Below are 17593 nucleotides of genomic sequence, written 5' to 3'. Positions count from 1 at the left end.
ACCGTAGGGCATGGACGGCGGCAATGCCGGACCGCTACTCAGCGTGTGGCCGATTCCAGCATGTGGTGGCGTCCCACCGGCAGGATCAATGGCTTGTTGGTGGTGGGGTCGGCGATCACCTGGCAGCAGAGCCCGAAGACCGTGGCCACCACCTCGGCGGTGAGCACCTGGCCGGGTTCCCCGTTGGCCACGATCTTCCCTTCCCGCATGGCCACCAGGTGTTGGCCGTAGCGTGCAGCCAGGTTCAGATCGTGCAGCACCATCACGATCGTGGTGCCACGGGCGCGGTTCAGGTCGGTGAGCAGGTCCAGCACCTCCACCTGGTGGGCCACGTCCAGGAAGGTGGTCGGCTCGTCGAGCAGCAGGATGTCGGTTTGTTGCGCCAGCGCCATGGCGATCCAGACCCGTTGGCGTTGCCCTCCGGAGAGCTCATCCACGGCCCGTTCAGCCAGCCCGGCGGTGTTGGTCAATTCCAATGCCTCGGCTACCGCCAGGTCATCGGCCGTGGACCAACGGGCCAACAGTTTCTGGTGCGGCTGCCGGCCGCGTCCGACCAAATCCGCCACGGTAATCCCCTCAGGCGCCAACGGGGTTTGCGGCAGCAGTCCCAGGGTCCTGGCCAGTTCCTTGGCAGGCAGCCGGTGCACGGCGTTGCCGTCGAGCAGCACCTGCCCCTGCCGGGGTTTGAGCAGCCGGGACATGGAACGCAGCAGCGTGGACTTGCCGCAGGCATTGGGCCCCACGATGGTGGTGATCGCACCATCGGGTACCTGCAGGTCCAGTCCCTGAATGACGGCGCGCTCACCGTAGCCCACGGCGAGCGCCGAGGCGCCGAGCTGGTGCGATGTCTTGGTCGTGGCATTGGGCATGGTGTGCTGCGCTGGCATGTCTATAGGGCCCCTTGGCTGCGGTTGGAACGGATGATCAGGTAAATCAGGTAGGGAGCGCCCAGGATCCCGGTGACGATCCCCACCGGGTAGCGGGCCGGGAGCAGGTATTGTCCGCAGAAATCCCCCACCATCACCAGCAGGGCACCAACCAGGGCTGCAGGCAGCAGCAGGCAACCGCGTGGTCCGATGATGCGGGCGGCGATCGGGCCGGAGAGGAAGGCGACAAAGGCGATCGGCCCGGTGGCGGCGGTGGCGAAGGAAATCAGGCCCACCGCGGCGATGATGGCCAGTAACCGGGTGCGTTCGACCCGCACCCCCAACCCAGCTGCCGTGTCATCACCCAGTTGGAGGCTGGAGAGGTTGCGCCCCTGCCCCAGGAGCACCGGTGCGAGCACCAGCAAGGCGATCAGGGCCGGGATGACCTGGCTCCAGGTGGTGCCGTTCAGGCTGCCGGTCAGCCAGCGCAGGGCCACTTGCAGATCCCATTGTCCGGCCTGGGTCAGCAGGTAGTTGATGGCCGAGTCGAGCATGGCCGCGATGCCGATCCCCACCAAGATCAGCCGGGTCCCGGCCGCACCGCCTTTGTAGGCCAGCATGTACACCAGCAGGGCCACCCCGAGCCCGGCGGTGATCGCGAACGTGGAGACCACCGCCCCGCTGGCCGAGAGGGTGATGATGGCGAAGGCCGCCGCCGCGGAGGCCCCGGAACTGATACCGATGATGTCCGGGCTGGCCAGCGGATTGCGCAGCATGGTTTGGAAGGTGACCCCGGCCAAGCCGAAGCTCAAGCCCGCCACCAGGGCCATGACGGTACGCGGGATGCGTAGCTCGCCGACCGTGAAGGTGGCCCCGGGAACCTGATCACCGCTGATCACCTGCCAGACCTGGGCCGGGGAGTAGTGGGTTTGTCCCAGGCACAGGCTCAGCACGGCCAACAGCAGCACCGCGGTGGCCAGCAGGCCGATGACCCAGCGGCGTCGGGCCGTGCGCTGGGAGCGCAGCCGTGCCAGCCTGCCTGCGGTACGGGCAGTGGCCGGCGCTCCGGTATCCGTCCCCTGAAGGGGGTTCGTGCTGGTACTGGTGCTCATAGTTCGCGCATTCTGCTTCGGCGGACGATCGCGATGAAGACCGGGGCTCCGATCAGGGCGGTGATGATCCCGACGTCGAGTTCGGCCGGGCGGGCCACGATCCGCCCCAGGACATCGGCGGCCACCAGCAGGGCTGCCCCGGCCAAGGCGGAGAAAGGCAGCAACCACCGTTGGTCGACACCGACCAGAAGCCGGCACAGGTGCGGGATGACCAGGCCGACGAATCCGATGGGTCCGGCCACTGCGGTGGCCGCACCGCACAGGATCACGGCCCCGGCAGCGGCCAGGGCTCGGACCCACACCACCCGCTCCCCCAGACCGACGGCCAGTTCGTCACCCAGGGCCAGTGAATTCAGGCTGCGCGCGCAGGCGAAGCTGATCAGGATCCCGGCCAGGAAGAAGGAGAACATGGGGCTCATGGTGGCGAAGGTGGCCCCGCCGACCCCACCGATCTGCCAGGAACGGATATTGGCCGAGATGTCCCCGCGGGGCAGGGCCACCGCGGTGATGAACGAGGCCAGTGCGGCGCTGGTGGCCGCACCGGCCAGGGCAAGTTTCAGCGGGGTGGCCCCGCCGCGCCCCAACGACCCCACCACGTAGACGAACACGGCGGTCAACGCCGCACCGAGGATGGCGCTCCACAGGTACCCGTGCGCGGTGTTCAACCCGAACCAGGCGATACCGGTCACCACGGCCAGCGACGCGCCCATATTCACGCCCAGGATGCTGGGGTCCGCCAACGGGTTGCGGGTGACCGCCTGCATGACCGCACCGGACAGGCCAAGCGCCGCACCTACGACCAGCCCCAGCACGGTGCGGGGCAGGCGTTTGGCCACCGCGGCTTCGGAAATGGTCTCGGAGTACCCGCCCAGGCCGCGCAACAGGTCGTTCCATCCCACATCCCGTGAGCCGATCATCAGGGACAGCGTACAAAGCAGCAGTACGGTCACGGCCAGAACCAACAGGGCGAGCAGACGCGCCCGCCGCGGACGCCGCAAGTCCGCGGCGCCCACGTCGGGCAGTGTGGTGGTGACGGTCATCGGCTACTTGGCAGCGGCTTCGGCCAACAGGTCCAGGTAATCATCCAGCACCCAGGAAATCGCCAATGGGGTCGGATTGGCGGCAGTGCCCAGCGGTCCGGTGCCGTCCAGGGCCACGATGGCCCCGTTCTTCACGGCAGGCATCTGCGAGAGCAACGGGTCCGATTCCAGCGTCTCGACCAGGGATTCGTCGCCGTAGGTGACAATGATGTCCACATCGGCGAAGTCGTCCACCCGTTCGGCGGAGATGGTCCCGGAGAACTTCACCTCGCCTTCCGAGGCCTTGGCCACCGAGGCCGGGGTTTCCAGGCCCAAATCGGAGAAGAAGGCGGTACGGGTGTCGTGGGTGGTGTAGAAGCTGACCTCGCTGAGATCGGAGGGGTCCACGTGGGTCATGAACATGGCCGATTTGCCCTGAAGTTCGGGATGCTTGGCCACCGCGGTGTCGATTTGCTCCTCCAAGTCGGCAACAAGTGCCTGGCCTTCGGCTGCCATGCCCATGCCCTGGGAGTTCAACAGGATGTTATCCCGCCAGCTGGTGGCCCAGGCTGCTTCCGGGTAGGCGACAACGGGGGCGATCTTGCTCAGCGTCGCGTAGTCCTCCTCGGTCAAACCCGAGTACGCGGCCAGGATGACATCCGGGTTGCTGTCGGCGACCGCTTCGAAATCGATCCCGTCGGTCTCGTCGAAGAGCACCGGCATCTCACCTCCCAGTTCCTCGAGCTTGTCCTCGACCCAGGGAAGCAGCCCGTTGCCGTCGTCGTCGCCGAAGTTCGCGGCCGCCATGCCAACAGGAACCACCCCCAGGGCCAGTGGTACTTCGTGGTTGGACCACTGGATCGTGGCGATACGTTCCGGTTTTTCGGTCAGTTCGGTGGTGCCCAGCGCATGCTCGATCGTGCGCGGGTAGTCGGCTCCGCCCTGGGCTTCGGTGCCGGTAGCGGCTTCGGGCTGTGCGGTCGAACCGCAGCCGCTCAAGGTCAATGCGGCAGCTGCGGCCAATGCCACAGCCTTCGCGGCCATATTCATGTGCCTACGCATAGGTGTTTCTCCAGATTCGTTTCAACAGTGGCCCAACACTGAATTTCCCGTCCCGTTGGTTAGGCTACCCGGCTACGCAACATGGAGCGTACCTAATGGGAAGGATGAAGATAAGGTGAGCCTTCCCTAGCCATGGTAGATCCACGGCCATCGAGGCGCAATCGCTGGGATTGGACAGAAATATCGCGATTCAGACACCGTGGGTATCGCGGTACTGTCCCTCCCTACGGCCGGAATGCGCTGGGGGTGCTACCGGTTCCACGCTTGAAGGCCGCCCCGAAGGCGCTGAGCGAACGATAGCCCAGTTTCTCGGCAATCCATTCGGTATCCTCACCGCAGGACAGCTGTGTAATCGCCCATTGCAGCCGCAACATGCCCAGCCAGGCGCTGAAACCTACACCCGTCTCGGTTTGGAAGGCACGGGTCACGGTGCGCGAGCTGACATTCAGTTCCGCGGCCCAGTCAGCCAAGGTGCGCTGATCCCCCGGATCCTTGGTGAGCGCCTGCACCAGCGGCCGCAAAAGATCGCCGTGCGGGATCTGGAGTATGACCTCGTGTGTCGCCGGCGCGAGGTTGTCCACGACCGCCGCTTCGGTGATCCTGCGGGACTTCTCACTGAGCCCTGGTGCCGCCAACCGCTTCAACAACAGGCGCAACAGTTCGTCAACCTCTACCGCCACCGGCGTATCGGAAATCGAGGTGACAGCGTGGAAACCGAAGTGGGTGGAGTTGCACCAGCTGTCTGCTGGCGCCATCCCGGAGTGAAGCATCCCTGCTGGCATCCAGACACCGGTGTTACGCGATATGGTCCAGGTCTTATCCCCCACGGTGACTTGTGATGCCCCGCGGTCGTTCCACAGCAGTTCGTGAGTGGGATGCGAATGTGCCGACCATCGCGTTTCCCGGCTGACCTTCTCCTGGAAATGGTAGATCGCAAAGGGCACCTCTACGGACCCGGCCTCGAATACCGGTAGAGAACGATGGTCAACGCCGGATTCCATCGACAGTTTCCCCGCTTTCGCCGAATTGGGCATGTGCGGTCTTCGGGTGATTCTGACCGCGCTCAAAGGAGCACGATATAGTCTGCCATCAATAGAAGTCATTAAGTATGCGAACCGCGCCGGCCGACCAACTACCGGCAGGTCACCGGTTCATCCAGCCACAGGGGTGAGAGCAATTAAGCCAAGCCAGGAAATCGCCACAACCGAATCCAGCATCGTGAACCAGATGAGCGCTGCTCCCCCGGAGCAAATGCTCGTTTTCGCCCGCACCCTGCGCCAGAAACTGCCGCGCTTCATGATGGAATACCGGTTCGGAGTGGACGAGATGCTGACAAAGGTCTCCATCCTGCGCGAAGAGTTCATCCACCTGCACCAGTACAACCCCATCGAGCATGTCACCTCCCGCGTCAAGAGTCCCGAAGGCATTCTGGAGAAGGTCGTCCGACGCGGGTGCGTACCGACCCTGGATGAGATCCGGAAGAACATCACCGATATTGCGGGGATCCGTATCACCTGCAGCTTCCTGAAGGACACCTACCACGTGCTGGATATGATCACCTCGCAGCACGATATCCGGGTCTTGGAGATCAAGGACTACATCAAGAATCCCAAACCCAACGGATACAAATCACTCCACGCCATCGTCGAGTTGCCGGTCTACCTCTCGGAAGGTCCGGTGCCAGTGATCGTGGAGGTCCAGATCCGCACCATCGCCCAGGATTTCTGGGCCAGCCTGGAGCACAAGATCTTCTATAAGTACGAAGGAGAGGTCCCGGAACACCTGGTACAAAGCCTGGCATCGGCTGCCAGCGCAGCCGAACATCTGGACAAGCACATGGAGCATCTGTATGACGAAGTCCACGGCGACCAGGCTGGAGAAGGGCCGGAGACGGCCGGCACCGGTTTCGACGAACAACTGTGGGAAAAACTCTGGGACCTGGCACGGAACAACGACACCGTGGATGGAACCACGTTTGGCGGAAGCCGGTGAACCCATCCATGGCGACCACTTCGATCCCGTCCTTCCATTCTTCCTCCCGTGCAGCCAGCCAGGTTTAAACACCGCTTTGGAACGTCCGGGGACCATGTCCAGTAAACGTGAGGGCCCGGTTCAGTCGCGCACACCGGTGAGGTCTGGTGAGCCCTGAGCTCATCCCCATCAGCCACCGGTTCATCACTACGCGCAGAAGAAGTCGAAGGCACCAAAGATTCCATCGAGCACTCCTAAAGTTTTCTTCCCCCCCCACGAAAGGTGGGCGACTACGATTATCGTGATGAACACGAGTACCACTGCTTCAGATACTCGATTCCCAGCGTTCAGCCCTTCCCTACCCCCCCCCCGTCAACGACCCCCAAGGGTCTCAGGCTTGCCACAGGGCTCCTCACCCAAGGCGAATTCCCAGGCAGGTACTATGACCTCTGCTGACTTCTGCCCCATCAGTTGCTGACCTCACGGCCCCAACCGCTCCACAGACCTAAGCCCATGATGCACTGGGACAGACCTCCCCAGACAAGAACATCCACTTTCACCCTGCGCCTGCCACATATACACATCTGCCGTTTGTTGATGGAACAAAACTGGTGGAACGGGCTTCACCATCGCGTGCTGGCTCACCCCGGCAAACATGCCTCACATATGGTTCGTGTTCCTCGGTGCAAAGCTTCGCCTCCGGCTTCCTTCCCACCCCATCTCACGGTGACGCAGTTGCCTTCGGCTAGGAGTTAAACCACCTTCTCCTCCAAGGGACTTTCACCCTCAAGTGGACGCCCATGCTGGGCGTACACGAGAAAGACCCCCAGCATTTCGCTGAGGGTCTTGATTCGGTAGCGGTGCCGGGACTCGATCCCGGGACCTCACGATTATGAGTCGTGCGCTCTAACCAGCTGAGCTACACCGCCACAAGTGGGAAACCATCCAGTAGAAGCCAAGATGACTTCCCACTCAGAGCCCCCTGCCGGAATCGATCCGGCGACCTCGTTCTTACCAAGAACGCGCTCTACCACTGAGCTAAGGGGGCAACGAGTAAATACTCTACACGGATTCCGGCCCAAATAAAAATCGCAGTCCGGGTTGCGCGAAATCCCCTCGAAGGTAGGTAAACAATCACGTCAGACCGGGTTTTAACTGCCGGCCAGACGACCCTTCGGAACACCGTGCAACAAAGACTACTACAGTGACGATTCTCACCAGACCACCAGTGGGTTCCGAGCATCACACGGAACAGCATTCCCCCATGGATCCGCAAGCGCCGAAAAGCATGCCCGAGCACCACGACCCCCTGCCAGCGCTCGCTCCGGACAGCAGAACGCGGCCGACTATGTATACACGCAAAACCCTACGATGAGTAGGCTCGATGTGATACAGGGCACTCGGGCTAGCCGGATTTTGTAAACCTTGGAGATGTGTGTAAAGTATTTATCTGTTGCCCCCTTAGCTCAGTGGTAGAGCGCGTTCTTGGTAAGAACGAGGTCGCCGGATCGATTCCGGCAGGGGGCTCCATTCAACAGGGCCGATCTGCCAGTCAGATCGGCCCTGTTGCCGTAGCCAGTGTTTTCGGATTCCGACCCGTCTTCGGGCAGGCCCTTCAACCATTGTTCCGGTTCCACCATGCGCTCTCCCACGACCGGCATCCCTTCCGAATGCTGCCCCCTGGACGCGATGCGCCGTTCACAGTCCGGTCACGGCGCCGGTGCCGTCTCGGGGCCGGCTACCTCCCTGCAACACGGCCAGTGGGTAGGGATCCTCTCCCCCGTCCGGTGTTCTCCCCCGGGGCCTGAACCACGCAGCGGTAGCAACGGTGGCCGTACCGCTGGATGCCCACCGTCATGTGGTGATCAGCGATCCACCTCTTGCCCGGACCCGCATTCCCGTTGTCCTGGCCGGACGTTGTCCGCTGCCCTGAGAGCATGATCGTTCAGCTGGCAGGCCCTTACCCTCTTCTGGAGGCGGATTTCCGCCACCCTACACCCGGCCCAAGGGTCTGGCGGGATCTCAGCACCGCTTCCCGGTCAAAAGGCCAGTGCGCACTTCAACGGGTCGTACATCGTCCCACGGGTCTCACGGGTCTCATGGGTCTCACGGGTCTCACGGCCCACATAAACGAGTCGGCCCCACCCCCATGGAAGGGGATGGGGCCGACTCCTTGTCTTTTAGACGGTGATCCTAGTACTCGCGGCGAGCGCTACGACCGGCGTCGTTGAAGCGGGACTTGCTGCGACCGCCGAAACGCTTGTCGCCGCCACCACGACGCTCGTCACGGCCACCTTCGCGGGAACCACTCTGGCGCTTGCGGTCCTTGAAGCTGCCGCGGTCCGACCGGAAGCCGCCACGGTCATCATCGCGACGGCCGCGTGGGCCGCGGTCCAGTTCCAGGTTGATCGCTTCGCCACCGATACGGGTGTTGGACAGTGCACGCCACTGGTCCTTGCTCAGCTCGGCTGGCAGCTCGACCAGGGTGTGGTCCGAACGGATGTCAATGCCACCGATTTCCGAGGAGTTGAAACCACCTTCGTTGGCCAGTGCACCGACGATGGATCCGGGCTGGACACGGTTACGGCGTCCCACGGCCAGACGGTACATGGCGTTGCCCTCGGCAGCACTCTTGCCACGGCTGCGGGGACCTGACTCGCGGCCCTCACGGCCTTCACGGCCCATCCGGGCCTGCTTCGAGGCCGGAATGGACTGTTCGGTCAGCAGTAGCGGACGTCCGCCCTGGGCCATCAGGGCCAAGGCAGCGGCGATTTCCAGCTGATCCAGGTCCTCGTGCTCAGCGGCGAACTTCTCCACGATTTCACGGAAGATCGTCAGGTCCTGGCTGATGATGGTCTGGTCGATACGGTCGGTGAACTTCTGGATACGGCGGTTGTTCACCGACTCCACGGTCGGCAGCTGCATCAGAGTCACCGGCTGGCGGGTGGCCTTCTCGATTGCACGCAGCAGGTACTTCTCGCGTGGGGTCATGAACAGGATCGCGTCACCCGAACGACCGGCGCGGCCGGTACGGCCGATGCGGTGCACGTAGGACTCGGTGTCATGCGGGATGTCGTAGTTGATCACGTGGCTGATGCGTTCCACGTCCAGGCCACGTGCGGCCACATCGGTGGCGACCAGGATGTCGATCTTCCCCGAGCGCAGGTTCTCCACGGTGCGTTCACGCTGCTGCTGCGGGATGTCACCGTTGATGGCCGCAGCGGTGAATCCGCGGGCCTTGAGCTTGTCGGCCAGGTCCTCGGTGGCCATCTTGGTGCGCACGAAGGTGATCACACCGTCGAATTCCTCGGACTCCAGGATGCGGGTCATGGCGTCCAGCTTGTGGGCTCCCATGACCTGCAGGTAACGCTGGGTGATGTTGGTGCCGGTGGTCTGCTTGGACTTGACCGAAACCTCTTCGGGGTTACGCAGGTATTCGGCGGCGATGCGGCGAATGGTGCGTGGCATGGTGGCCGAGAACAGCGCCACCTGCTTGTCTTCAGGGGTTGCTTCCAGGATCTTGTCGACCTCTTCGGCGAAGCCCATGCGCAGCATTTCGTCGGCCTCGTCCAGTACCAGGTACTGCAGGTTGGACAGGTCCAGCGAGCCCTTGGAGATGTGGTCGATCACGCGACCTGGGGTTCCGACAACCACCTGGGCGCCGCGGCGCAGGCCGGCGAGCTGTGGACCGTATGGGGCGCCACCGTACACCGGAAGGACGGTGAAGTCATCCATGTGCTTTGCGTAGGAGGTGAAGGCCTCTGCGACCTGCAGGGCCAGTTCACGGGTTGGTGCCAGCACCAGGATCTGCGGGGTGCGTGCCGGACCGTTCAGGTCGGCAACCTCGGCCATGCGGGACAGGGCCGGCAGTGCGAAGGCTGCGGTCTTGCCGGTACCGGTCTGAGCCAGACCGACCACGTCGCGACCTTCGAGCAGCAGCGGGATGGTGGCTGCCTGGATCGGTGACGGCTTTTCGTAGCCGAGATCGGCCACGGCGGCCATGACGCGGGCATCAAGGCCCAGTTCGCTGAAGAGCACGGTCGGCTCTTCGGTGGTCTTTTCGTCGGTGGTGTTTGCGGGCATGTCAGTAGACACGAAGAATTACCTCAATCGTTGGGGAAGGCCTATACGTCCCCAAAACGACGAATAGGCAACACAGTCAAAAACAACTCACGCTCATCAAGCGTTCCCCTATGACATAAAGACCCGCACACACTTTGCGGATTCACAACACGAGATAAGGGCTCTGGCCTCAAAAATTGGGCAAGATGCGAGGGATGCCAGATGTTCGCGAACAATCCATTCTATCGCCCCTTCCTGGTAAAAAGCAGATCGAGGCCGTGTGAGTTCCGGCACCGCCCTGGTTGCACGCCGCGCTGGACTATGCTGATCGGTGTGAAGAACACTCCCCGCAGGACCAGCGACCACCACCTTCGTACGCCCGGTGAACTGCGTATCGCCCGGCTGTGCTGGGTCCTGGCTTCGGTGCTGTTCCTGGGATTCGCCGCCAACCTCTTCATCTCCGTAGCCCGTGCCGCCGAGCCATCCAGCGGGCCCTGGTTCCTGGGTAGCCTCCTGGCTGCCGCCGGGCTGCTGATCCTCTGGCTGTCTTTGCGTCTATGGCGTTCGGACCTGATGGCACGCACCCAGTTGACCTGGTTGGGGTTGATTACCGCGCTACCGCTCTTTCTGCGTTTCGGACGCTATTCGATCCTGGCCGGCATGGTGCTGGTGGCGGTGGCGCTGATGTGGACCCCTGCCAGTATCAAGTACTTCCGTACGCTGTACCCCAGGAAAACCCGGCGCAAATAGCCGGTGCCGCGTCACTGATAAGTCCCTTCGATCGCGGTAGATTACCTCCATGGCCTCTGATGACAAGGTGCAGCTGGTTGCCAGCAGGTACGACCAGTGGGCCGAGTTGGCTGCGGGGATGATCTCCCGGATCGGCGTAGCGCTCCCCCATTCCCGATGTGAGCACATCGGGTCGACCTCGGTCCCCGATCTTCCCGCGAAGGACGTGGTTGACATTCTGGTGGGTGTCAATGCCACGGAAATCCGTGATGCCGCCGCACGACTACGGTCCCTGGGTTTCGATCTGGAGGGGGACTTATCGCACCACTGCTGGCTGAGCTGGCCCTCTCGTAACGCACGCGACTATGTGATCCATGTCGTTGAGTCCGGCGGCCGGCCGTGGACCCGGCGGATCGTGTTCCGGGATCTGCTCCGCAGAGATCAGGACGCTCGCTCCGAGTACCTGGCGACCAAGATCAACTCGGCGGCAGTGTCCGGGAACTGGGATGACTACACGCAATCCAAGACCTCCGTGGTGGCCCGGCTGCTGGCCGGGATCGATGCCGGCTAATCCCGGAAAATCCGGAACGTCGCGGGTCTGGGATTCGCAGACAATTGCCCTGTTGGACCCGACGATCAGGGCGCGGAACACGTCGTTCGCATCCGCGGCTACACCACCGCTACAGCTCGCCTACTCCTGCTGGTTCCAGGGTGTCTGATTACCTCAGGGCTTAGTGGAAGTTCGGTGTTTTCTCCGCTGCCTGCCGTGGCTTTGCCGACCCGGGGCCCTGCCCTGTTCCGGGACAGGACCCCGGTTCAACAACAAATCCCCGCCTCACGACTCTTCATCGCGTGGCGGGGATAAGTTGACCGTGGTCTACAGCTTGGCGAAGGCTTGTTCCAGATCCCCGATCAGGTCCTGGACATCCTCGATGCCGACGGACAGGCGCAGCAAGTTGTCGGGAACCTCCAGTTCCGTGCCCTTCACCGAGGCGTGGGTCATTTCCGAGGGGTAGTTCATCAGCGACTCGATCCCGCCCAGGGATTCGGCCAGCTGGAACAACCTGGTGCTTTCGGCCACCTGGCGGGCGACTGCCGCTCCGCCGGTGAATTGCACCGAAACCATACCTCCGAATCCGCTCATCTGCTTCTTGGCGATCTCATGGCCCGGGTGGTCCTCGAAGCCCGGGTAGAGCACCGCGTCGACTTCCTTGCGCCCGCGCAACCACTGGGCCACCTGTGCGGCGTTCTCCTGGTGGGCACGCATTCGCACACCCAGGGTCTTCAGCCCGCGGGTGGTCAGGAAGGCATCCAACGGTCCGGAGACCGCGCCGACGGCAAACTGGAGAAAGCCGATCTTCTCGGCCAGGTCATCATCCTTGACGATGATCGCGCCACCGATCACATCCGAGTGCCCGCCGATGTACTTGGTGGTCGAGTGCACCACCACGTCGGCGCCGAGGGCCAGCGGCTGCTGCAGGAACGGGCTGGCGAAGGTGTTGTCCACCACCAGCAGTGCCCCGTGGGCATGGGTGAGCTCGGCTACCCGTGCGATATCCACGATCTTCATCAACGGGTTGGACGGGGTCTCTAGCCATACCATCTTGGCGTTGTTCTTCTCGATGGCTGCGGCCAGGGCCGTATCGTCGGACATGTCCACCGGGGTGTTGCCGATCCCCCAGGGGCCCAGCACCCGGTCGATCAGGCGGAAGGATCCGCCGTAGGCGTCATTGCCCAGCACGATGTGATCGCCAGGACGCAGCAGGGCGCGGATCATGGAGTCCTCACCGGCCAGTCCGGAGCTGAAGGAGAAGGCGTGGGTGCCGCCCTCGGCGGCGGCCAGCTGCACCTGGAGGGAATCACGGGTCGGGTTGGTGCCGCGGCCGTACTCGTAGCCGTTGCGCAGCTTGCCGATGCCCTCCTGGGCATAGGTGGTGGAGAAATGCACCGGAGGCACCACGGCACCGGTATGCGGTTCGAATTCCTGTCCGGCGTGGACAAATCGGGTGTTGAACCCGCTGGTGTTCTGGCTCATCGTAATCGTCCTTTGTGAGGGGAGGTCTTATTTGGTCAGGTAGGCGAGAAGTTCATCGTGGGTGAGCGGGCAGAGCACGTCACCATCCCGGGTCACCAGCAGTGCGTCCTGCTCGTCCAGCAGTGCGCGGGCACTGTCCAGTGATTGCCCAGCGCCTATCAGCGGGAGCTCAGCGGGCTGCAGATCAGCCAACCGGGTGTCGCGGGCCACGCCGTCGAGCAGGGCACGGGTCACCGACTGCTTGGTGAACACGCCGCGGATTTCACCGATCCGGGCCGGCAAGGGGGCGGTGGCTGACACCAGGGCCGAAGCACGGTTGGCTTCCAGCGCCGCCGCGGCTTCCCCGAGGGTGGCCTGCGGATCCAGGATTTCCAGGGTGGACGGATCCAGGCCCTCGACCAGGTCACCGACTACCGGGCCTTCCGCGGTCTGGGTGGTGAAGCCCTGGGTCTGCATCCACGAGTCGTTGAAGATCTTGGCCAGGTAGCCGCGTCCGCCATCGGGGGCGATCACCACCACGATGTCATCCTCGGACAGGTCCTTGGCTATACGCAGTGCCGCGGCCACGGCCATCCCGGAGGAACCGCCCAGCAGCAGCCCCTCCTCCAGTGCCAGGCGTCGGGTCATGGCGAAGGACTCTGCGTCGGTGACCGGTTCCACCTGGTCCGGCACCTGCGGATCGTAGTTGCCCGGCCACATGTCCTCGCCGACCCCCTCGACGAAGTAGGGGCGTCCGGTTCCACCGGAGTACACCGACCCGTCGGGGTCGGCGGCGACCACCCGGACCGGACCCGAGGAGCGATCCGCCGAAACCTGCTTGAGATAGCGTCCGGTGCCGGTGATGGTTCCACCGGTGCCGGCGCCGATGACCACATGGGTCAGTTTGCCTTCGGTGTCGTTCCAGATCTCCGGGCCAGTGCTTTCGAAGTGGCTGTCCGGGGCGCCCGGGTTGGAGAACTGGTCCGGTTTGTAGGCGCCCTCGACCTCGCGCACCAGCCGGTCGGAAACCCCGTAATAGGACTCCGGGGACTCGGGGGCCACCGCGGTCGGGGTCACCACGACCTGCGCACCGTAGGCGCGCAGCACGTCCCGCTTCTCCTCACCGACCTTGTCAGGGGTCACGAAAATGGTGTTGTATCCCTTGAGCTGACCGACCATCGCCAGACCCACACCGGTGTTTCCGCTGGTGGGCTCGACAATGGTGCCACCTGGCTTCAATTCACCGCTTTGTTCGGCACGCTCCACCATCTTCAGGGCGATACGGTCCTTGATGGAACCGCCCGGGTTCAGGTATTCGAGCTTGACCAATACGGTGGCCTTGATATCGTCGGTGACTCGGTTGAGTTTGACCAGTGGCGTGTTGCCAATCAGATCCAGGACTGTGGACGCATACTTCATGTCAAGAACTTTACCGTCGTCAGTCATACATGTCGTTCCGGGCCGTAGCTTATCGTCATCCACTTGACAGGCGGATCAGAGTCGCGGGATCCCGGACCCCGCTGGAGGAAAGGACACCGTGTCTCCCGAGGAACTTGAGCCAGGAATGCACCTGCAGTGGCGAGGGAGCGCACCGGTCAACCTGCGCCAGACCCTCTCGATCCTGCAGCGCGGGGTGGGTGATCCAACCATTCGCCTGCAACCTTCCGAGGCCTGGCTGGCATTTACCACCAGCCAGGGCGATGCCACCTTGCGTATTGTGCCAGCCGCGAACCGGCAGGATTTCCGGTTCTCAGCATGGGGCCCCGGCGCGGCCCGGGCCCTGCAGCACGGATCCGATCTGCTGGGGGCCAGGGATGACTGGACTGGTTTTGATGCCCCGGAGTTCGCCGGGACTCTGCCGGATCTGGTTAGGCGTTCGCGCGCCACCCACCGGCAGCTGCGTTTGCCGCGCACCGGCCGGGTATTCGATCATGCCGCCGGTGCCGTGTTGGAGCAGCGGGTCACCGGGATCGAGGCCAATTACGCCTGGCGCTGGCTGATCCGCTATTACGGGCGCCCGGCGCCGGGACCTGCCCCGGAAGGATTGCGGTTGTTCCCGTTGCCGGAGCACGTGGCGGGTATCCCGCGCTGGCAGTGGCAGCAGGCCCGGGTGGAACAGACCCGTGCCGCCACACTGATCAGGCTTTCCCAGGCCGCCAGCCGCCTGGAACGCTGGGCGGAACTGGAGTTGTCGCAGTCCCTGCCGGGTGTGGCGGCGCCCGGAACCCTTGAGGCGGCGCTGCTGTCCATCTCCGGCATCGGGCCCTGGACCGTTGCCGAGACCCTGCAACGGTCCCACGGCGCGACCGATCACGTGTCGGTCGGCGACTACCACCTGTCGGGGTTTGTGGGTCAGCTGCTGGTGGGACGGCGCATCGATGACGCGGACATGATACGTCTACTGGAACCCTATACCGGTCACAGGCAACGAGTGATCCGGTTATTACAGCTTTCCGGGCAGCGCAAACAGGCCTTTGGACCGCGCTACGCACCTGAAGATCACCGAAACCGATAGGCTCCGGTGAAGATCAGCCTTCCTTCTGCTGGGCGGCTTCCTCAGCGATCTGCGCATGGACCTCGGACATGTCGATCCCCTTGACCGCGGTCACCAGGTCCTCGAGCTGTGCGGCATTCAAGGCACCGGGCTGGGAAAAGACCAGTACCTTCTCGCGGAAAGCCATCAGCGTCGGGATCGAGGAAATATTCGCGGCACGGGCCAGACCCTGCTCCGCCTCGGTATCGACCTTGGCGAACACCACATCGGGGAACTTCGCCGAGATGTCCTCGTAGACCGGGCCGAATTGCTTGCACGGGCCGCACCATTCCGCCCAGAAGTCGACCAGAACAATGTTGTTCTCCTCGATTACCTGCGCGAACTCTGTTTCACTTACGTTTACTGTTGCCATAGCTCCACGTTAGCGGAATTCAATGACCAAAGCTCAGTTGACGCCCGCATACATAGACAGGAAGCACGTTGAAAACCAAAAAATCCTCCAGATCGCAATGATCTGGAGGATATTTGTGGCAGATACTGGATTCGAACCAGTGAAGGCGTTGCCAGCTGATTTACAGTCAGCCCCCTTTGGCCGCTCGGGTAATCTGCCCGGTTTGTTCCCGTGGGAACGAGAAATAACTCTACCGGAGATTCTCCCGGATGAAAAATCGGAAAGCGGATTTTTGCTGTAACGCTGATCACTTCAGGCTTTTGGCTGGGCAAACCGGTAGGCTATGAGTCAGATTTGACCCCGAACCACCAAGGAGAATATTCGTGGCCAGCGATTCATCGTTCGATGTCGTCAGCAAGGTTGACAGCCAGGAAGTGTCCAACGCACTGAACCAGGCAAGCAAGGAAATTGCCCAACGCTACGACTTCAAGGGTGTTGGTGCCGAGATCGATTTCAGTGGCGAGAAGATCCTGATGAAGGCGAATTCGGAAGAACGAGTCAACGCGGTACTGGACGTTTTCCAGTCCAAGCTAGTCAAGCGCAACATTTCCCTGAAGTCCCTGGATGCCGGGGAGCCTTTCGCCTCGGGCAAGGAATACCGTATCGAGGCCACCATCAAGGAGGGCATCGCCCAGGATGTGGCCAAGAAGATCAACAAGTTGATCCGTGACGAGGCACCCAAGGGCGTGAAGTCGGTGATCCAGGGTGACGAGTTGCGTGTGTCCTCGAAGTCCCGTGACGACCTGCAGGCAACCATGTCCCTGCTACGCGATTTCGAAGAGGTCGACCTCCAGTTCGTGAACCTGCGCTAGGCGCGCTGCCGGGCAATCCGTGTCCCGAAAAGCCTGTGGCCCCCACCAAGCTGGTGGGGGCCACAGGCGTTTTCAGGTTCCCGGTGTCCTAGTTGCCGCGGGCCATGGCTTCCAGGCGTGCCACGCGTTCATCCATCGGCGGGTGCGTGGAAAAGACCTTCTTGAGCCGTGATCCGAAGGGGTTGGCGATCATCAGATGCGAACTGTTGACCAGCTTCTGGTCTTGTTGGGCCAGTGGCGCCTGGTCGATCCCCTGTTCCAGACGGCGCAGGGCACTGGCCAACGCCAGCGGGTCGTTGGTCAGCCGTGCGCCGTCCTCATCGGCGTCGAACTCGCGGGTTCGGCTGACGGCCATCTGGATCACCGAGGCGGCCAGCGGTGCCAGCAGCGACAGGGCCAGGATCGCCAGCGGGTTCACGTTCCGGTTGTTGTTACCGGCGCCGAAGAACATCAGGAACTGGGCGATCGAGGTGATCACCCCGGCGATGGCGGCGGCGACCGAGGAGGTGAGGATGTCACGGTTGTACACGTGCATCAATTCGTGGCCCAGCACCCCACGCAATTCACGTTCGTTGAGCAGTTGCAGGATCCCCTCGGTACAGCACACCGCGGCGTTCTGCGGGTTGCGTCCGGTGGCGAACGCATTCGGCGAGGTTGTCGGGGAGACGTAGAGCCGCGGCATGGGCTGCTGCGCGGTCATCGACAGTTCCCGCACGATCCGGTACATTTCCGGCTGGTCCTGCTCGGTGACCGGATAGGCGTGCATGGAGCGCAGCGCGATCTTGTCGCTGTTCCAGTAGCCGTAGGCGGTGGTGGCCAAGCCGATCATCGCGAAGATCCAGATAAAGGAACCGTTCCCGGTTCCCGAGGCGATCAGTGAACCCAACGCCAGCAGCAGCGCAAACATCCCGCCCAGTAGCAGCGCGGTCTTCAAACCATTGTTATGTCCGTGCACCTTCGGTGATCACTTCCCATCATCGAGCCCAACCTGTTGTGGTTAT

Annotated in this window: 15 protein-coding genes, 4 tRNA genes and 1 pseudogene; 6 read left to right on the top strand and 14 right to left on the bottom strand. The window is 62.8% G+C overall.

What is annotated here, in order from left to right; translation table 11 throughout:
* Window positions 1–38 precede the first annotated feature (38 nt).
* From OK351_RS01110 to OK351_RS01090, 5 genes are all read right to left on the bottom strand, one after another.
* The gene (locus tag OK351_RS01110; protein WP_265155488.1) at window positions 39–887 is read right to left on the bottom strand and encodes an ABC transporter ATP-binding protein; all 849 of its coding nucleotides are present in this window, start codon (window positions 885–887) and stop codon (window positions 39–41) included.
* A 2-nt stretch (window positions 888–889) separates the two neighbouring features.
* Window positions 890–1978: a FecCD family ABC transporter permease gene (locus OK351_RS01105; RefSeq protein ID WP_265155486.1), complete on the bottom strand. Its 1089-nt coding sequence runs from the start codon at window positions 1976–1978 to the stop codon at window positions 890–892.
* Complete coding sequence (locus tag OK351_RS01100; protein ID WP_265155485.1) at window positions 1975–3018, bottom strand: FecCD family ABC transporter permease; 1044 nt, start codon at window positions 3016–3018, stop codon at window positions 1975–1977. Before OK351_RS01100 ends, OK351_RS01105 begins: the two co-directional genes overlap by 4 nt.
* A 3-nt stretch (window positions 3019–3021) precedes the next feature.
* Window positions 3022–4047, bottom strand: coding sequence for an iron-siderophore ABC transporter substrate-binding protein (locus tag OK351_RS01095; protein ID WP_265155785.1), 1026 nt, complete (start codon window positions 4045–4047; stop codon window positions 3022–3024).
* 236 nt (window positions 4048–4283) lie between these two features.
* Window positions 4284–5060, bottom strand: a complete 777-nt coding sequence (locus OK351_RS01090) for a helix-turn-helix domain-containing protein (protein ID WP_265155484.1) — start codon at window positions 5058–5060, stop codon at window positions 4284–4286.
* 226 nt (window positions 5061–5286) lie between these two features.
* Between OK351_RS01090 and OK351_RS01085 the strand changes: the two genes are divergently transcribed.
* Complete coding sequence (locus tag OK351_RS01085; RefSeq protein ID WP_265155483.1) at window positions 5287–6051, top strand: GTP pyrophosphokinase; 765 nt, start codon at window positions 5287–5289, stop codon at window positions 6049–6051.
* Here the strand turns inward: OK351_RS01085 and OK351_RS01080 are convergent.
* From OK351_RS01080 to OK351_RS01070, 3 genes and pseudogenes are all read right to left on the bottom strand, one after another.
* Window positions 6038–6195 (bottom strand): annotated as a pseudogene (locus tag OK351_RS01080) (transposase); the annotation flags it as partial. The gene OK351_RS01085 and the pseudogene OK351_RS01080 sit on opposite strands and share 14 nt — an antisense overlap.
* Window positions 6196–6885: 690 nt before the next feature.
* Window positions 6886–6959 (bottom strand) — tRNA-Met (locus OK351_RS01075).
* A gap of 47 nt (window positions 6960–7006) precedes the next feature.
* Window positions 7007–7078, bottom strand: a tRNA-Thr gene (locus tag OK351_RS01070).
* A gap of 407 nt (window positions 7079–7485) precedes the next feature.
* Here OK351_RS01070 and OK351_RS01065 point away from each other — a divergent pair.
* Window positions 7486–7560, top strand: a tRNA-Thr gene (locus OK351_RS01065).
* 663 nt (window positions 7561–8223) lie between these two features.
* Here OK351_RS01065 and OK351_RS01060 read toward each other — a convergent pair.
* Window positions 8224–10113, bottom strand: a complete 1890-nt coding sequence (locus OK351_RS01060; protein WP_265155784.1) for a DEAD/DEAH box helicase — start codon at window positions 10111–10113, stop codon at window positions 8224–8226.
* 312 nt (window positions 10114–10425) lie between these two features.
* On the opposite strand from OK351_RS01060, the gene OK351_RS01055 reads away from it, so the two are divergent.
* The gene (locus OK351_RS01055; protein ID WP_265155482.1) at window positions 10426–10842 is read left to right on the top strand and encodes a hypothetical protein; all 417 of its coding nucleotides are present in this window, start codon (window positions 10426–10428) and stop codon (window positions 10840–10842) included.
* A 49-nt stretch (window positions 10843–10891) separates the two neighbouring features.
* Complete coding sequence (locus tag OK351_RS01050) at window positions 10892–11392, top strand: GrpB family protein (protein WP_265155480.1); 501 nt, start codon at window positions 10892–10894, stop codon at window positions 11390–11392.
* A 306-nt stretch (window positions 11393–11698) separates the two neighbouring features.
* On the opposite strand, the gene OK351_RS01045 is transcribed toward OK351_RS01050, so the two are convergent.
* The gene (locus OK351_RS01045) at window positions 11699–12856 is read right to left on the bottom strand and encodes a cystathionine gamma-synthase (RefSeq protein ID WP_265155479.1); all 1158 of its coding nucleotides are present in this window, start codon (window positions 12854–12856) and stop codon (window positions 11699–11701) included.
* Window positions 12857–12883: 27 nt separating this feature from the next.
* The gene (locus OK351_RS01040; RefSeq protein WP_265155478.1) at window positions 12884–14254 is read right to left on the bottom strand and encodes a pyridoxal-phosphate dependent enzyme; all 1371 of its coding nucleotides are present in this window, start codon (window positions 14252–14254) and stop codon (window positions 12884–12886) included.
* A gap of 118 nt (window positions 14255–14372) precedes the next feature.
* Here OK351_RS01040 and OK351_RS01035 point away from each other — a divergent pair, with 118 nt between their 5' ends.
* On the top strand, window positions 14373–15350 hold the full coding sequence (locus tag OK351_RS01035) for a DNA-3-methyladenine glycosylase family protein (RefSeq protein ID WP_265155477.1): 978 nt from the start codon (window positions 14373–14375) through the stop codon (window positions 15348–15350).
* Between the two features lie 13 nt (window positions 15351–15363).
* On the opposite strand, the gene trxA is transcribed toward OK351_RS01035, so the two are convergent.
* Window positions 15364–15741 carry a thioredoxin gene (gene trxA / locus OK351_RS01030; protein WP_265155476.1) on the bottom strand — a complete coding sequence of 126 codons (378 nt, stop codon included), beginning with the start codon at window positions 15739–15741 and terminating at the stop codon, window positions 15364–15366.
* 116 nt (window positions 15742–15857) lie between these two features.
* A tRNA-Tyr gene (locus OK351_RS01025) sits at window positions 15858–15939 on the bottom strand.
* Between the two features lie 164 nt (window positions 15940–16103).
* On the opposite strand from OK351_RS01025, the gene OK351_RS01020 reads away from it, so the two are divergent.
* Complete coding sequence (locus OK351_RS01020) at window positions 16104–16592, top strand: YajQ family cyclic di-GMP-binding protein (RefSeq protein WP_265155475.1); 489 nt, start codon at window positions 16104–16106, stop codon at window positions 16590–16592.
* An 88-nt stretch (window positions 16593–16680) separates the two neighbouring features.
* Here OK351_RS01020 and htpX read toward each other — a convergent pair whose 3' ends face one another.
* On the bottom strand, window positions 16681–17547 hold the full coding sequence (gene htpX / locus OK351_RS01015; RefSeq protein WP_265155474.1) for a zinc metalloprotease HtpX: 867 nt from the start codon (window positions 17545–17547) through the stop codon (window positions 16681–16683).
* Window positions 17548–17593: the final 46 nt, after the last annotated feature.

The sequence above is a fragment of the Glutamicibacter sp. MNS18 genome, assembly GCF_026107515.2.
GTDB lineage: Bacteria > Actinomycetota > Actinomycetes > Actinomycetales > Micrococcaceae > Glutamicibacter.
This window is presented reverse-complemented; position numbering and strand designations above follow the sequence as displayed.

Excerpts from the sequence above, each read along its gene's own strand:
- OK351_RS01110 (WP_265155488.1), bottom strand. The coding sequence starts at position 887 with ATGCCAGCGCAGCACACCATGCCCAATGCCACGACCAAGACATCGCAC.
- OK351_RS01105 (WP_265155486.1), bottom strand. The coding sequence starts at position 1,978 with ATGAGCACCAGTACCAGCACGAACCCCCTTCAGGGGACGGATACCGGA.
- OK351_RS01100 (WP_265155485.1), bottom strand. The coding sequence starts at position 3,018 with ATGACCGTCACCACCACACTGCCCGACGTGGGCGCCGCGGACTTGCGG.
- OK351_RS01095 (WP_265155785.1), bottom strand. The coding sequence starts at position 4,047 with ATGAATATGGCCGCGAAGGCTGTGGCATTGGCCGCAGCTGCCGCATTG.
- OK351_RS01090 (WP_265155484.1), bottom strand. The coding sequence starts at position 5,060 with ATGGAATCCGGCGTTGACCATCGTTCTCTACCGGTATTCGAGGCCGGG.
- OK351_RS01085 (WP_265155483.1), top strand. The coding sequence starts at position 5,287 with ATGAGCGCTGCTCCCCCGGAGCAAATGCTCGTTTTCGCCCGCACCCTG.
- OK351_RS01060 (WP_265155784.1), bottom strand. The coding sequence starts at position 10,113 with ATGCCCGCAAACACCACCGACGAAAAGACCACCGAAGAGCCGACCGTG.
- OK351_RS01050 (WP_265155480.1), top strand. The coding sequence starts at position 10,892 with ATGGCCTCTGATGACAAGGTGCAGCTGGTTGCCAGCAGGTACGACCAG.
- OK351_RS01045 (WP_265155479.1), bottom strand. The coding sequence starts at position 12,856 with ATGAGCCAGAACACCAGCGGGTTCAACACCCGATTTGTCCACGCCGGA.
- OK351_RS01040 (WP_265155478.1), bottom strand. The coding sequence starts at position 14,254 with ATGAAGTATGCGTCCACAGTCCTGGATCTGATTGGCAACACGCCACTG.
- trxA (WP_265155476.1), bottom strand. The coding sequence starts at position 15,741 with ATGGCAACAGTAAACGTAAGTGAAACAGAGTTCGCGCAGGTAATCGAG.